At 67.9% G+C, this 12599-nt stretch carries 10 protein-coding genes; 1 reads left to right on the top strand and 9 read right to left on the bottom strand.

The window, feature by feature from the left end; all coding sequences use genetic code 11:
• From ACYVJJ_RS04235 to ACYVJJ_RS04220, 4 genes are all read right to left on the bottom strand, one after another.
• A complete protein-coding gene (locus tag ACYVJJ_RS04235; RefSeq protein WP_460831374.1) occupies nucleotides 1–1254 on the bottom strand; it encodes a cytochrome-c peroxidase in 1254 nt (417 codons plus the stop codon).
• A 12-nt stretch (nucleotides 1255–1266) separates the two neighbouring features.
• Nucleotides 1267–1698 carry a FixH family protein gene (locus tag ACYVJJ_RS04230; protein WP_460831373.1) on the bottom strand — a complete coding sequence of 144 codons (432 nt, stop codon included), beginning with the start codon at nucleotides 1696–1698 and terminating at the stop codon, nucleotides 1267–1269.
• A gap of 108 nt (nucleotides 1699–1806) precedes the next feature.
• Nucleotides 1807–2811 carry a GlxA family transcriptional regulator gene (locus ACYVJJ_RS04225; RefSeq protein WP_460831778.1) on the bottom strand — a complete coding sequence of 335 codons (1005 nt, stop codon included), beginning with the start codon at nucleotides 2809–2811 and terminating at the stop codon, nucleotides 1807–1809.
• Between the two features lie 29 nt (nucleotides 2812–2840).
• On the bottom strand, nucleotides 2841–3986 hold the full coding sequence (locus ACYVJJ_RS04220) for a DJ-1/PfpI family protein (RefSeq protein WP_460831371.1): 1146 nt from the start codon (nucleotides 3984–3986) through the stop codon (nucleotides 2841–2843).
• A 571-nt stretch (nucleotides 3987–4557) separates the two neighbouring features.
• On the opposite strand from ACYVJJ_RS04220, the gene ACYVJJ_RS04215 reads away from it, so the two are divergent.
• Nucleotides 4558–5250: a helix-turn-helix transcriptional regulator gene (locus tag ACYVJJ_RS04215; RefSeq protein WP_460831369.1), complete on the top strand. Its 693-nt coding sequence runs from the start codon at nucleotides 4558–4560 to the stop codon at nucleotides 5248–5250.
• A gap of 280 nt (nucleotides 5251–5530) precedes the next feature.
• Here the strand turns inward: ACYVJJ_RS04215 and ACYVJJ_RS04210 are convergent, their stop codons facing one another.
• From ACYVJJ_RS04210 to ACYVJJ_RS04190, 5 genes are all read right to left on the bottom strand, one after another.
• Nucleotides 5531–6589, bottom strand: coding sequence for a VWA domain-containing protein (locus ACYVJJ_RS04210; protein ID WP_460831368.1), 1059 nt, complete (start codon nucleotides 6587–6589; stop codon nucleotides 5531–5533).
• Nucleotides 6590–7429: 840 nt separating this feature from the next.
• On the bottom strand, nucleotides 7430–8977 hold the full coding sequence (locus tag ACYVJJ_RS04205) for a hypothetical protein (protein ID WP_460831366.1): 1548 nt from the start codon (nucleotides 8975–8977) through the stop codon (nucleotides 7430–7432).
• Between the two features lie 82 nt (nucleotides 8978–9059).
• On the bottom strand, nucleotides 9060–9992 hold the full coding sequence (locus tag ACYVJJ_RS04200) for a hypothetical protein (RefSeq protein ID WP_460831364.1): 933 nt from the start codon (nucleotides 9990–9992) through the stop codon (nucleotides 9060–9062).
• Between the two features lie 7 nt (nucleotides 9993–9999).
• Nucleotides 10000–11271 carry a hypothetical protein gene (locus ACYVJJ_RS04195; protein WP_460831362.1) on the bottom strand — a complete coding sequence of 424 codons (1272 nt, stop codon included), beginning with the start codon at nucleotides 11269–11271 and terminating at the stop codon, nucleotides 10000–10002.
• Between the two features lie 16 nt (nucleotides 11272–11287).
• A complete protein-coding gene (locus ACYVJJ_RS04190; protein WP_460831361.1) occupies nucleotides 11288–12595 on the bottom strand; it encodes a hypothetical protein in 1308 nt (435 codons plus the stop codon).
• Nucleotides 12596–12599 lie beyond the last annotated feature (4 nt).

The following is a 12599-nucleotide window of genomic DNA, read 5'->3' as shown; positions in this document are numbered from 1 at the left end:
TCAGTTCGGTTCGGGCGACAAAGCCCCTAAGAAGGCCTCGAGGTCGGCTATATCGCGCTCGCTGAGCCGAATCCTCGCGCGGCGTAGGCCGTGTCCACGCGATAAAAGCTCGGACTGGCCGGTCGCCGCTTTCGGTGCAGCCACGTAGTGCGCAATGACACCTCGCAGAGAGGCGATCTGACCCGCATGCATGTAGGGAGGACGATCCGCGACGCCTCGCAACCCGGGCGTCTTAAACGCACCTTCCATTGACGGGTCTTCATCGGTGAGAAACGCGAGTTCCTGGCACTCATTCGGATCAGCATCGCTGTATCGGCCGATGCAGCTGAACTCGTCAGCTTTGATCTTCCCGAGGACGTCCGCTCGCCCCCGATCAGCCGGGGCGCCGCCGGCCGCGGGTACACCCGTATTGTGAAACGAGCTGTCTGTGAGCAGCGGCCCGTTGTGGCACGTGACGCATTGACCACGCCCAATGAACACTCGCAGTCCTGCGATTTCGCTCGGAGTGAGAGCACTTTCCCCTACCGGTCCGCGTTGTTTTGCGGTCAGGGCGTAGCGGTCGAACCGCGACGGCTTGTGCGTGACCGTCCGCTCGAACGCCGCAATTGCCTTTCCCATGTTCGCGTAGGCTCGATTCACGACCTCCTTAGTTGCAGGGTCAAGTGCAGCCCAGGCAGTCCGCTGGGCCGGCGTACCCAATGGACCTGCCTCCGTCGGGATATTGGCCATCTCAGGCAATGGGCCGAACACTCCCTCGTATGCGTCGGAGTAGTACTTCGCTAGAAGACGGACGAGACCCACACGGGTACCGCCATGCTCGGCAGCGTCTTCAAGCGGGCCCAAGGCCTGTGACCACAAACTGTCTTTTCGACCGTCCCAGAAAAGCCAGGGGCTATAGACGGCATCGGCGACAGGCATCGAGCGGCGCTTCCCCGTGCCGACACCGACGCCGACAGGTCGGCCGTCCTGGAACCCCCGCCCCGGGTCATGACAACTGGCACAGGCCACTAGGCCGTTGCTGCTCAATCGCTTGTCGAAAAACAAGGCTCGGCCAAGCGCGGCCGCGGCGGGGTCGTCCGCGTAGCGGTTCGATGGGTCTGGCGGCGGCGCGGGAAGCTTGTCGAGCCGAAGGGAATTGATAGTCGCGAGTTCGTCCGCCGTCCATAGGGGCGTGGAAGGTCTGGAGGCCGACGCTCCCGCGAGAAGGATGGGACAAGCGAGTAAGACTGGATACAGGCTGCGGCGGGCTTTCATGACCAATGCCCGTCATTGAGCGGAGCTGCCCAGCACGGTGTTGAACGTCACCGTGTCGGACGCCTGCTGCGCGTCGAGCTTTAAGCGTATTTCCCACCATCCCGACATGTTGAACTTCATGCCCTCAAGCAGGTAGACGCCTTCGCCAACCTCTCGGGTGACCCGTGGCTGAGTAGGAAATCCGTGGCCGTGTTGCGGCATGCCACCGTCGACGGCGATTCGTGCGTTACGAACCGGCGCACCTGTGATATCGACCACCCGGATTTGCCAGGAATGGAGCTTGTTGACCGCTGGCGTCGTCGGAGGTGGCTCGAGCTCGACTACAAAAGCCTGATGGTCGGTCGGGTGCTTCAGCGTCAGGTCCAGATCTGCCGGAACCGACGCGCACGCCGACATTGCTAGGAACAGTGATACGAGCAGGACGGGTCTGATAGAACGGATCATGGCAATGCATCCTTGGTAGGGCGCCCGAGCGCTGGCCGCACGACGCCATTCACGCCTAGCGGCGCGGGAGAAAATTGAGCTCTTGAAGCGTTGCGCTTGCGCTAGCTGCTATGCGGCGTGACTGGCGAACCGCTCGCGATACGCCTTGGGTCCGATACCGAACTGCCGCTGAAACGCCCTTCTTAGGGCCTGCTCATCGCCGTAGCCGGTGTCGTCGGCCACCGTCTTGAGTGGCAGGTCTGTCGACTCCAAAGCGCGGCACGCCGCTTCCAGTCGAATGGCGTCCACCATCTTCGCCGGCGTGACGCCCATCTTGGCCGTGTACATGCGTGCAAACGTACGCGGGGTCATGTTGAGGTGCTCCGCGAGGCGGTCAACGGTGAGGTGGGCGCGAAGGTTCGATGCGATCCATTCGTGGAGGTCACCAAAGCCACCCGGGTCACGAACTTGCGCGGATAGCGGTGTGCTGAACTGGGATTGGCCGCCCGAGCGCTTGATGAACATCACCAGGCGCCGGGCCGTATCGATGGCGACGTGATGCCCGAAGTCGTCTTCGATCAGTGCCAAAGTCATGTCGATCCCAGCGGTCACCCCGGCCGAGGTCCAAAGTGACCCATCGCGCACGAAGATCTTGTCTGCATCCACGGCGATGTCGGGATGGCTATCCCGTAGCCGTGGCGCCCATTCCCAGTGGGTGGCCACAGTCTTGCCGTCCAGTTGTCCGGCCTTCGCGAGAAGAAATGCGCCGGTGCATACCGAGCAGAGGCGCCGCACTGACGGTGCCCGCCGCGCGACCCAGTCGATTAACTTCTGGGGCGCGCTGTAGGTCTCGCCCTTGCAGCCGCCCGGCGCGATCAACGTGTCGATGACCTCGTCATCCAGTGACGCGACCGCGATCGTGTCGATCGCCAGGCCCGAGCTGGTCATCACCAAGCCGCCGTCAGCCGATGCCACAACCGTGTCGTAGCGCCCAGGCGAATTGACCCCGCAATGGCGCGAAGCGGTGGCCAGGGCCTGCAGCGGCCCGCACAGGTCGAGCACGTTCATGTGCTCATACGCCAGCAGGACCACCCGGTAGGGGGGGGCCGATCGAGATCTCAACTCGGTAGGCATATCGAGACCCTCAAGTCTCAGCGACAGGTTCAACGGAGGTAGCCTGGGTACTCGAAGTCGAGCGCAACGCTCTTCGCCGTCTGCTTCCCGTACCGCGCAGCAATGCCCGCGAGTGCCGAGTCGAACGCCTTGCCCGGCGCCACGTCCGTCAGCGGCGGGAGCAGCAGGTCGACCTCTTTCGTCTTCCCCACGGCATCGGGGACGAACCGAAGCCCGAACCGTGTAGTGACGGGATCGGGGGTCCTACTGACCGAAAGTGCCTGGCTTCGACCCGTGCGTGAGTAAGCGTCTGCCGTGATGGCCAGACTGATCTCGTCCATGCCCGCAACCAAGGGAACCCCCACACGCTGGTCGCTACGTAGGTACGGATTTACGACGTACTGCATGGCAAAAGCGCTGAGGTTGCCGAAGCGGGGCCGGAAAGACTCGCTGTCGTGGCGCGGGCTGTAGTCCGCCACGCCCATCTCGGCGGCGAGGGCAGCCGCGCGCTCCTTGCCCGCCATGGCCTCGACGAGTGCAAGGGACGTCGGCATCGCGGCGCTGATCCCGGCGCTGGAGATCATCTTTCCATCGGATACGTATCGCGTATTGCGGACCCAGTGGGTCAACGGGTGCATCTGGATGCGCGCGCTCTCAGATGCCCAATGAGCCGTCGCCCACTTGCCGTCCAGCAGTCCCGTGGCGCCGACCGTGAAGGCGCCATCGCAGATGCTGACCACAGTAGCCCCCTTACGGGCCTGCTCCCGGATCCACGCGGACACGGTCGGGTCCTTGTAATTCTTCAGTGCGGGCACGATCACGTAGTCCGCACCTTCGGGGTGCTGCTCGTCGAATTCGGCCATCGTGGTGTCGAGCTCGGCCTGGAGTGCCGGCAGGAACTTCATGGGGCCTTCGTGGGCCGCGACGGCCACGGTCTCTATTCCGGCCCGCCTGAAGACGCCGTACGGGATCGCGAAGTCGGTCAGTTCGGTACCGCCGTTCTCGGCAGCGATCGCGACGAGGGGGCGGTCCCCACCATGACCAGGAATCCACGCAGGAATGGAGGTGGGTGGCGCCGAGCCGTTCTGCGGCGGCAGAGCTGCCGCAGGTGTGGCGAGACCGGCAATGCCGGTGGCAATTGCTGCAGTGGCGGCGAGCAGCACCGGGGGCCGGCGGCGAGCGGTGAGCGGGTTCATGAGGAGATCCTTCGAATGAGGGTGGGGGCTGGCGAAAGTCTCTGGCGGCCCAATGCTGGGCGAAAGGACAGCGAACCATCACTTCCTGCCATCTGTATGCCGGCGTCAAACCGGCACGTCCGTCCGTCGGTGGCACGATCTGCCCCCTCGACCAATGCCCCGACCAAGCGGAAGATCAGCGGGGCGCTCCCGTTTCCAGGAGCGACCCGAACTGGCGCTTCAATGCGAGGTGCAGCGGCACGTCTGGCCGGTCTGACAGCCGCAGGTGCATCCCGAAGCAGGCGCCGGGGTCCGGCAGCCGCAGGAGCACGAAGGGCCCGAGCAGGGATTGCAGGTACAGGGCGCGCTGGCCGTGGTGTCGTTCATTTGGCTACTCCAGTGATCGTGGGCGGGAGTGCCCACGCCACGAAGCTTCCGCCCCGCGCCCCTTCAGGTCTTGAATTTTTGGGCTGACCTTTCAGAAGCGGCCATGAGTACTGCAGAGCCGACGTCAGAGTCTCGGAAGCGACCGATAGCCGGAGTTGGCCGCGTCATCGTCTGGCCTGGAGCCAGCATCTGGATCGGTCGGCATGTGGGCTACGTGCGTGAGCACGCTCACCACGCCATTCAGATTTCGCTCGCACTCGAGGAACCTTTCCGGATCAGGGACGTGGTCGCGGACGAATGGCGGGACGTACGGGGTGCTGTGATCCAGCCGGACCGATCTCATGAGCTGGATGGTCGTGACCAATCCGTAGCGACGCTCTTTATTGAACCTAATTCGTCCGCAGGCTTCGCGCTCCGCAGGCGCTTCGGCGGACGCGACGTCGCGACGCTCTCCGTAGACGAGAGTGAGCACGCTGTGGCAGCGATACGTACCCAATACAACGCGGCCGAGTCTAATGACGTACTGGCAGGATGCGCACAGGGAGCGATCTGCCGCATTGCTGGCAATGCTGCCGAAGGTAGCCCGTCTGACCCTCGCATCACCGCTGCACTAGGTTGGATGCGCGAGCGGTTGTCGACACCGCTGCGCCTTGAGGAGGTTGCAGGCGCCGTCCACCTATCACCCGGTCGCTTTCGCCACTTGTTTGTCGCGCAGACGGGTACGTCGTTTCGCGCTTGGATCCTTTGGGCAAGGGCTGAAGCGGCCATCGAGGCAGCGACACATGGCGGCTCGTGGACCGAGGCGGCTCAAGGCGCTGGGTTTGCTGACGCTGCCCACTTCACCCGTACCTGCCGTCGAGTCTTCGGCATAGCGCCGACCATGCTGGTCTTCGAGTGACTGGCCGGTGACCCAAGGAGCACTGCGGGGCTGGCCCGATGTCTGCTATTGGCCGAAAGCGGACATCGGCCAGCCCCCGTACATCCCTACGGCTGTCCCTTCCAGATCGGTGGCCCGGACCTGGCCTTGCCGTACTTCGAAACGCCGAATGCGCGCTTCGCGTTCGATGGGGGGCTTGACAGGCCCGGCCACGCCAGCGCCAGGACCACGGCACCTCCGGCGCCGGTGCCGGCGCGCGCAGTGCACCGATGACGCGACCCGTCCGTGCGGTGGCGCCGCATCAGCGTGCGGGGCGCTCGCGCTTCGCCGCCTCGAGGCGCTCGTCGCGCGCTTGGCGCTCCTGCCCGAGCGCGGCGTCGCGTGCGCCGCGGCTGGCTTGAATCGCGGCATCCCGCCGGGCCCGGGCGGGGTCGATGATCCCATCGCGCTTGGCCTTTGCGCGCTGCAATGCCCCATCGCGGACCGCGATGCCGATGCGCTTCGCGTTGTAGTCGAGATGGACGTTTCGACTGATCTCGTTGTATTTCCGGTGGGCGGCGGCACTGAGGCAGTTGTATCGCGCGTGATGCGTCGCCGAGGTCTCATTGTAGGCACCGTGCTGTTCGCCCGAGGCGCAGTTGTAGCGGCGATGCGCGTTCGCCATGCGCTCGTTGAACAACGCGGTCAGTGTCGCCGCCGTGTCGGCGGCAAGGTATTCGCCACCCCCGGCGGCGGCGATCGGGCGCAGTTGCTCCGCCGTGCGCGCATCGACGCCGAAGCCGATCACGTTGACCGTCACCGCGATGCCGGACTCGCGCAGGGCGCGCGCTGCCGCCGTCGGGTCGCCGTTGCAGGTCTCTTCGCCATCGGAAACCAGGTAGACGAGATTGCGTCCGCCGGCGCCTTTGGGAAAGTCGTTCGCGGCCGCCTGCAGCGCAACGGCGATCGGCGTCCATCCGCGCGGTTCGAAGCTCGCCATCGCGGTGCGGAAACGCGCGGCATCGAGCGTCGAAAACGGATGCACGAGCGTGGTGCCGCGGCACGACTCGGCCTTGCCCGCCGGCGTGTTGTCGCCGGTGTGGCCATACACGCGCAGCGCGACCTGTGTCCCGTTCCCGAGCCCCTCCACGAATGTGGTCAGCGCGCTCCGTGCCGCGTCCATCTTGGTCGTCGCGCCGAGGCGCGCGGCCATCGAGCCCGAGGCATCGAGCATGAGCAGCACGCGCGTCGGGCCGGTCGTGCCGACCGCGTCGTCAGCGCATTCAACCGCACGTGCGTCCACTGCCGCCGGGCATGCGTCGTAGTCGCCGCCGAAGCGCTGCACCAGGCTCGCGTAGTACGTCGCGTCGTCGGCGGCCACGGCGCCCTGAGGGGATCGCGGTGCGGGCGTCGCTTCGGGCGCGGGCTGTCGCGAGCATGCGACGGCGACGACCGCGACAAGTGCGGCGCACGCGCAGGTGCGGGAAAAGGGTTCCATCCGACCGGCTCCTATTTATGGCACGTGCGCATTCTCGCGGACGGCCGTTAGGCCGGGATGAGGCGCCGCGCCGCAGCTGCCCATGGTCCGTTACATCGACTCCGACAGACAGGCCGATGCGATGCTGCCCGCTCCGGCCAGTGCACTAACAGCGACTCGGGGCCGAGGAGGTAGGTGAGTGGCCGAAGCACCATGGCGCAAGCAAGCCAGGCAACGTAGGTGGGTCGTTGATACAGCAGCCAGACGCCGGCTCCCCATGCGCGCTCAACGGCACCGCCTTCAGGATTGCGGGGAGCATGAGGCTCGCGAACGTGCCGTCACTCGACGACTCTGGGTCAGCCGGTGCAACAGCTGGCTGTGCAGAAGGAAGTAGACGCCGGCGAGCACCATCAGCACCAGGTCCACCGTGCGCGGTAGCGGCCTGCGGTCGCCGCCTCGGCGAATGCGGATTGCCATTGAGTGCACCACGAGGCGACGGCCGTCGGGCGTGCAGGATAGGAGACGAATGCGCCAAGTCCTCTGTCAGGCGCGCTGCCTGGATCGCCGCCAAGCCGGTGTCGATCCACGCGTGAGCGTGATGCCCCAAGGTCTGCAAGCGACCCGAAGTGGACATCGCATCTGCTACTGCGTCCGTGATGGCTCGACTGGCGCATGTTGCCAGCCGCACTCGTGCGCAGGCACGGGCGCAAAGCCGTTGTTGCACGCGCAAATCCGTTCGGTGGATTACGGGCGCGCCCCAGAGCCTAGCGGGGGCGAGGGCGATGCCGGCTGGGATGCGGGCAGACCCGGCGTGGCCGCCCGTGTCGGGAACGACGTGGAAGCGGGCGTTGGCGACGCTGACGATGGCGTCGTACCGGGCGTCGTCGACGTCGGGACGGTGGGTCCGGGAATCACCCCTCCGCCCGGCGTGGCCCGCGTGTCGACTGCAGACGGCGTCTGCGGGCGCGGCGTGCCGGAGGTCGCGGGCGAGGCAGCCACCTGGGATCGCGCAGCGCTGCCGGCGGCATTACCGGGCGTCGCCGTGGACGCGGTGTTGCCCGCGCCGGGCGAAAGCGATCCTCTCGAAGCGGCTGCAGGCGTCGTCGTCGCCGTCGATGGAGCCGACACCGCGGGCATTGAGACGGGCGTGGCCGCACGGCGTGCATCCTCGGCTGCACGTTGTGCAGCTTGGCGCGCGGCGCGTGCGGCTACCGGATCCTCCGACGCGGTCGCCGCGGGATTGAGCGTGCTGGCGCGGATCCGGTCGGCCTGCGCCTGGTTGGCCATCTGGTTGAGCGGCAGATAGTCGCTGCGGAAGTTGAGCTCCACCGACGAGTTCAATTCGAGATCGGTATTCATCTCCTCGGTCGACTGCGTGCGCTGCGTCGACACGTAGCCGATCGTGTTTTCCACCTCCGCGCTCGCGCCCCACGGCCCCACGCCAAAGCTGCCGCCGCCTTTGATGCGGTTCTGCACACTGGTCTGGCTGCCACGGTCCTCGTTGGCGGCGCTGCGGGTGTCGATGTGGAAGCGCATCGCCGCGTTGATCTTGCCGCTGTCGACGACGATGCGCTGCATGCCCATCATCACCATGGTGGCGAGCATCTGTTGACGCTGGCGCGCGAGATGCCGGCGCGCGAGCGGCACGAGTTGCTCCGGATTGCTGGTCGACAGCTCATCCTCCGGTGCCATGCCGAGGGTCGCGCGGATGATCTCGGGCGGTGGCATCGAAGCGCCTCCGCGAAGCCGCAGGCGGGCCTCGGCGACCTCCTCAGGATCCGGCGCCTCGCCCGGTTCGACCTCGGGCGCCTCGTACTCGATCGATTCCGGGAACTGATCCGCCAGCCATTGGCGCACGCGCATCAGCCCGAACTGCGTGCCCTCGAAGCCTTCGGCCGATGCCGAGACCGCATTGAGCAGGTTGACGTACTGCTGCATCTGCGTCTGGTTGGAGTCCAGCATCGCGCGGAAGACGCCGTTGATGAGATCGGTGACGAAGCGCGGGAATGAGACCGCATTGAGCACGTTCTGCGTCGTCTGGGCGATGCGGTCGGCGGCGGCGCCAAACGCCGGCTGCGACTGCGCGCGCGCGAGCGGCGCAGGCGCGGGCGCGGTCTGCGTCTTCGCCTCGTCTTCTTCCTCGATCAGGCGCGCGGCGAGCGCCGAGACGCGCACCATCGCGTGGGCGAGTGCGCGTCGGGCGCCGGGATCGAGCTCGCGATAGCCCGACGCGCGCTGCAGCACGTCGCGCACGGCGTCACGGATCCAGCCGGGCGGCTCGCCATCGTGCATCGTCGTTGCCCCCGACGTGCGCCGGGCCGCTTGCTGCGCGGGAGTGGGTCGCGGTGCGTGCAGGACCGCAGGCATGGCGGCCTCAGGCGGCGACGGGCAGGGGCAGGGCGGCCGGAGCGCCGACCGGGCGCGGCGACGCTGCGGCGTCCAGCCAGCGCTGTGCGGCCATCACGAGCGCACCGGTCTCCGCGTCGCGCGGGTCGAGCGCGAGGCTGTCGCCGTCGTAATGACCCGCGAGCCAGGCGAGGACCGTCTGCCCGGCACGGCCGCGATCGGCATGCCGCTGCACCGCGCCGGCGTCGCCCGGAGTCACGCCGTCGCCACTGGCTGCCGTGGCGACCAGCGACCACAGCGAGTGCGTGCCGAAGGCGACCTGCAGCATGCGGTCGCGGAGGAAGGCGATCGCCAGGTTGAGCGTCTCGACGACGTCGCGCGCCGCGATCGAGGCCATGGCGTCGATGCGCTGCGCGAGGAACTCGGCGAGTGCCTGCGCGGCGCCGGCGAGGCCGACGTGCTCGTGCAGGTCGGGCCTCAGGCCATCGACGCCCGCATTGTCGGCCTGCGCCACGATCGCGCGGCACAGCGCCGTCATCAGGCGCTCGAAGTGCGGCGCCTCGATCACGCGCGCGAAGATCGCCTCGCGCTCCTCGGCCTGCAGGCGCTCGCGGCGGCTGCGCCAGAAGGCATGGATCGACTGCGCGGCCGGGCCGAGGGGCTGGGTGATCGCGCCGCTCGCGAACAGGCCTGCGACAAGCTCCGCGCACCGCAACAGGCCGGCTGCCTCGAGCTCGGCGGCGAAGTAGAGCGGCCCGGCCGCGCGCAGGGCCGCGGCGTCCATCGCATTGGGCGCGCCGGGCGGGAGGTCGATCGCGCCGGGGTCGAAGACGAGCGCGCGTGCGAAGGCCTGTTCGTGGCCCGCCACCTGCGCGGCGGCGAATCCGAGGGCCTCGACCAGCGCGGCATGCGCCGGTCGCCACGGCAGTCGCACATCCGGCGGCGGCGCGGCGACGCGCACGACGCCCTCAGGCGGTGGCGGCCGCGCGCGGCGGCGGCAGGTTGGGGTCGACCGGCGTCGAATTGCCCTGGATCGCCGCGATCATCGCCGGCGAGGCGAGCTTCTCCATCGGGAAGTAGTCGCTCTTGAAGTTCACGCGCACCTCGCCGGTGAGCTTGGCCTTCATCTCCTGCTTCGACTCCGACGTCTCCTCGACCGACGACGCGACGGTCGTCATGTGGCTCTGCACGTTGGTGTTGCGGCTGGCGGCGCCGCCCCAGCCGAAGTGCGCGCCGGCCACGGTCGTGTTGCGGTTGTAGCTGGATTGCCGGTCGGTGAGGCTCGAGCCAGCGGTGCGCTGCGCTTCGTCGCTCGCGCGCATGTCGAAGACGACCTTCGCATTGATGGTGCCATCCGTGACCACGATGCGGTTGATGCCGAGGATCACCATCGACGACAGCAGCTGCTGACGGCTGCGGGCCATCTGCAGGCGCGCGGCCTGCACGATGCGCGCCTCCTGCTCAGCGTCGGAGAGGTCGGTGATCGGTTGCGCGAGCTGCAGCTCCTGGTTGATGCGCGTGAGCGCGGCGTCAGGATCCTCGACGTCGTTCATCGTGATCGCGGGGCCGGCCTCGCCGTCGCCGATCGAGAGGTCGGCGGGGAACTTGGACACGAGCCAGTCGCGCGCGCCGTCCATGCTGATGTTGTCTTGCGCGAACTCGTCGATCGACTGCGAGACGGATTTCAGAAGCTCGCCGTAAGCGTTCATCTGCTGGATCGAGGCGTTGACGATCGCCTGGAAGACGTTCTGGATCAGGCCGCCGACGAAGGCCGGGAAGTCCACCGAGCCGACGAATTTCTTGAAGTTGTCGGCGCCCTGGCGCACGGAGCCGGCGTCGAAGTCGCTGCCCGCGAACGTGCCGACCTTGTCGGACGCCTTGCGCTTGGCCTGGTCGACGGGGTTGTTGAGCGCGCGCACCGGCACCGGCGCCGGCACGCCCAGGGCGAGCGCGATCGGCGCGGGCGCCGAAGAGAGCCCACCGACCGCCTGCGGCTCGTCGCGACGCAGCACGCCCTTGCCGGGCGTGAGTTCCTGCCGTGCGAGGTCGTCGGGATTGGCCATGTAGGAGGCGACCCGCACCATGTTGCGCGCGATCTCCTGCTGCTCGTGCGGCGGCAGCGCACGGAACCCGGGCGAGGACTGCAGCATCTGCCGCACCTGCGGGCGCACCACGTCGAGCGTGGCGTCGCCCAGCCATGCGGGTTCGCTGCGGGGAAGGCGTTGCGCGACGGCGGACATGGCGGGGGCTCCGGTGTCAGGCGATGGGGGCGGCGGCCGGTACGGGCGCGGCGGGCGAGGGGGGTGCCGGCCGTGCGGCGAGCGTCTTGACCATGCCGGGCTGTGCATTCATCTGGATCGCGGCGATCGACTCGGGATTCGCGAGCTTCTCCAGCGGCACGTAGTCGCTCTTGAACTTGACCTTCATCGTGCCGGCGAGCGAAGCCTTGGCGGTGAGCTGCGAGTCGCCCTGGGTCTGCGTGATCGACTGCATCGAGATCAGCGGCTGGCTGACGCTCTTATAGTCGCCGCGCGTGTAGAAGCTCGCATCGCGGCGCTGCTCGATGATCCGGCCGTCCGGCATGCGCGCGAGCGTGCGAGTGGGGCCGCTGCGCGAGATCTCGCCGCCGGCGACCTGCTCGGTGGTGACCGTCGCGTCGCCGTAGTCGAAGGCCTGCGCCGTGTGCTGGAACTGGAAGTTGTCGCGCGCCTGGAAGTCGTACATCACCTTCGCCGTGAGTTCGCCATCGGTGACCACGATCCGGTTGATGCCGAGCATCACCATGGTTGCGAGCAGTTGTTGCCGGCCGCTCGCGATCTGCGTGCGGGCGGCGGGCACCAGCAGCGCCTCGACCAGCTCGTCGTCGAGCCGCTCGATCGGGCGGTCGAGGGGGAGCGACTGGTTGATGCGCGCGATGGCGGCGGCCTCGTCGACGTCCTCGCGGACGACCACCCGCGGCTGGGGCGCGGCCGGGGCCTCGTTGAACGCGCCGGCGCCGAAGCCGAAGGGATCGTCGCCGCCCGTCTGCAGCTGGAAGACGTCCGGGAAGGTCTGCACCAGGTGGTCGCGGCCCTGGTTCTGCGTGGTGTTCTCGTCGCGGAAGTCGTTGAGGCTCTTGGAGACGTCGGCCACGAGCTTGGCGTAGGCCTCCATCTGCTCGATCGAGGTCTGCACGATCGAGTGGAAGACGCCGTTGATCAGGCCGGCGCAGAAGTCGGGGAAGTTCACCTGCTGCAGCAGCGCGCCGGCGACGGCCGCGCCCTCGCGCGCGCCCTGCGCGTCGAACTTGGGGACCGACGGCGGCGCGTGCGGATCCTCGCCTGCGAGCGCGCGCACCTGCGCGGTGGGGCGGGCGACGTCGCCGCGCGGCGCGACCAGCTCCTCGCCGATGCGCACCATGCCCTGCGCGAGCTCGCGCTGCGCCTGCGGCGAGAGCTGGCGGAACGCGGGGCTCGCCTCGAGCAGGCCGCGCACGGCCTGGCGCACCGGCGTGCGGGCGTCGGGCGCGGGCCGCGCATAGGTGCGCGAGGCCGGTGGGAACAGGGAGGCGCGGGTGGCGGACATGGCG

This window comes from Lysobacter humi (ex Lee et al. 2017) (genome assembly GCF_054781815.1).
Note: the sequence above shows the minus strand (reverse complement) of the source record. Positions and strands in the feature narration are given on the sequence as shown.

Excerpts from the sequence above, each read along its gene's own strand:
- ACYVJJ_RS04235 (WP_460831374.1), bottom strand. The coding sequence starts at position 1,254 with ATGAAAGCCCGCCGCAGCCTGTATCCAGTCTTACTCGCTTGTCCCATC.
- ACYVJJ_RS04220 (WP_460831371.1), bottom strand. The coding sequence starts at position 3,986 with ATGAACCCGCTCACCGCTCGCCGCCGGCCCCCGGTGCTGCTCGCCGCC.
- ACYVJJ_RS04190 (WP_460831361.1), bottom strand. The coding sequence starts at position 12,595 with ATGTCCGCCACCCGCGCCTCCCTGTTCCCACCGGCCTCGCGCACCTAT.
- ACYVJJ_RS04205 (WP_460831366.1), bottom strand. The coding sequence starts at position 8,977 with ATGCACGATGGCGAGCCGCCCGGCTGGATCCGTGACGCCGTGCGCGAC.
- ACYVJJ_RS04225 (WP_460831778.1), bottom strand. The coding sequence starts at position 2,811 with ATGCCTACCGAGTTGAGATCTCGATCGGCCCCCCCCTACCGGGTGGTC.
- ACYVJJ_RS04230 (WP_460831373.1), bottom strand. The coding sequence starts at position 1,698 with ATGATCCGTTCTATCAGACCCGTCCTGCTCGTATCACTGTTCCTAGCA.
- ACYVJJ_RS04195 (WP_460831362.1), bottom strand. The coding sequence starts at position 11,271 with ATGTCCGCCGTCGCGCAACGCCTTCCCCGCAGCGAACCCGCATGGCTG.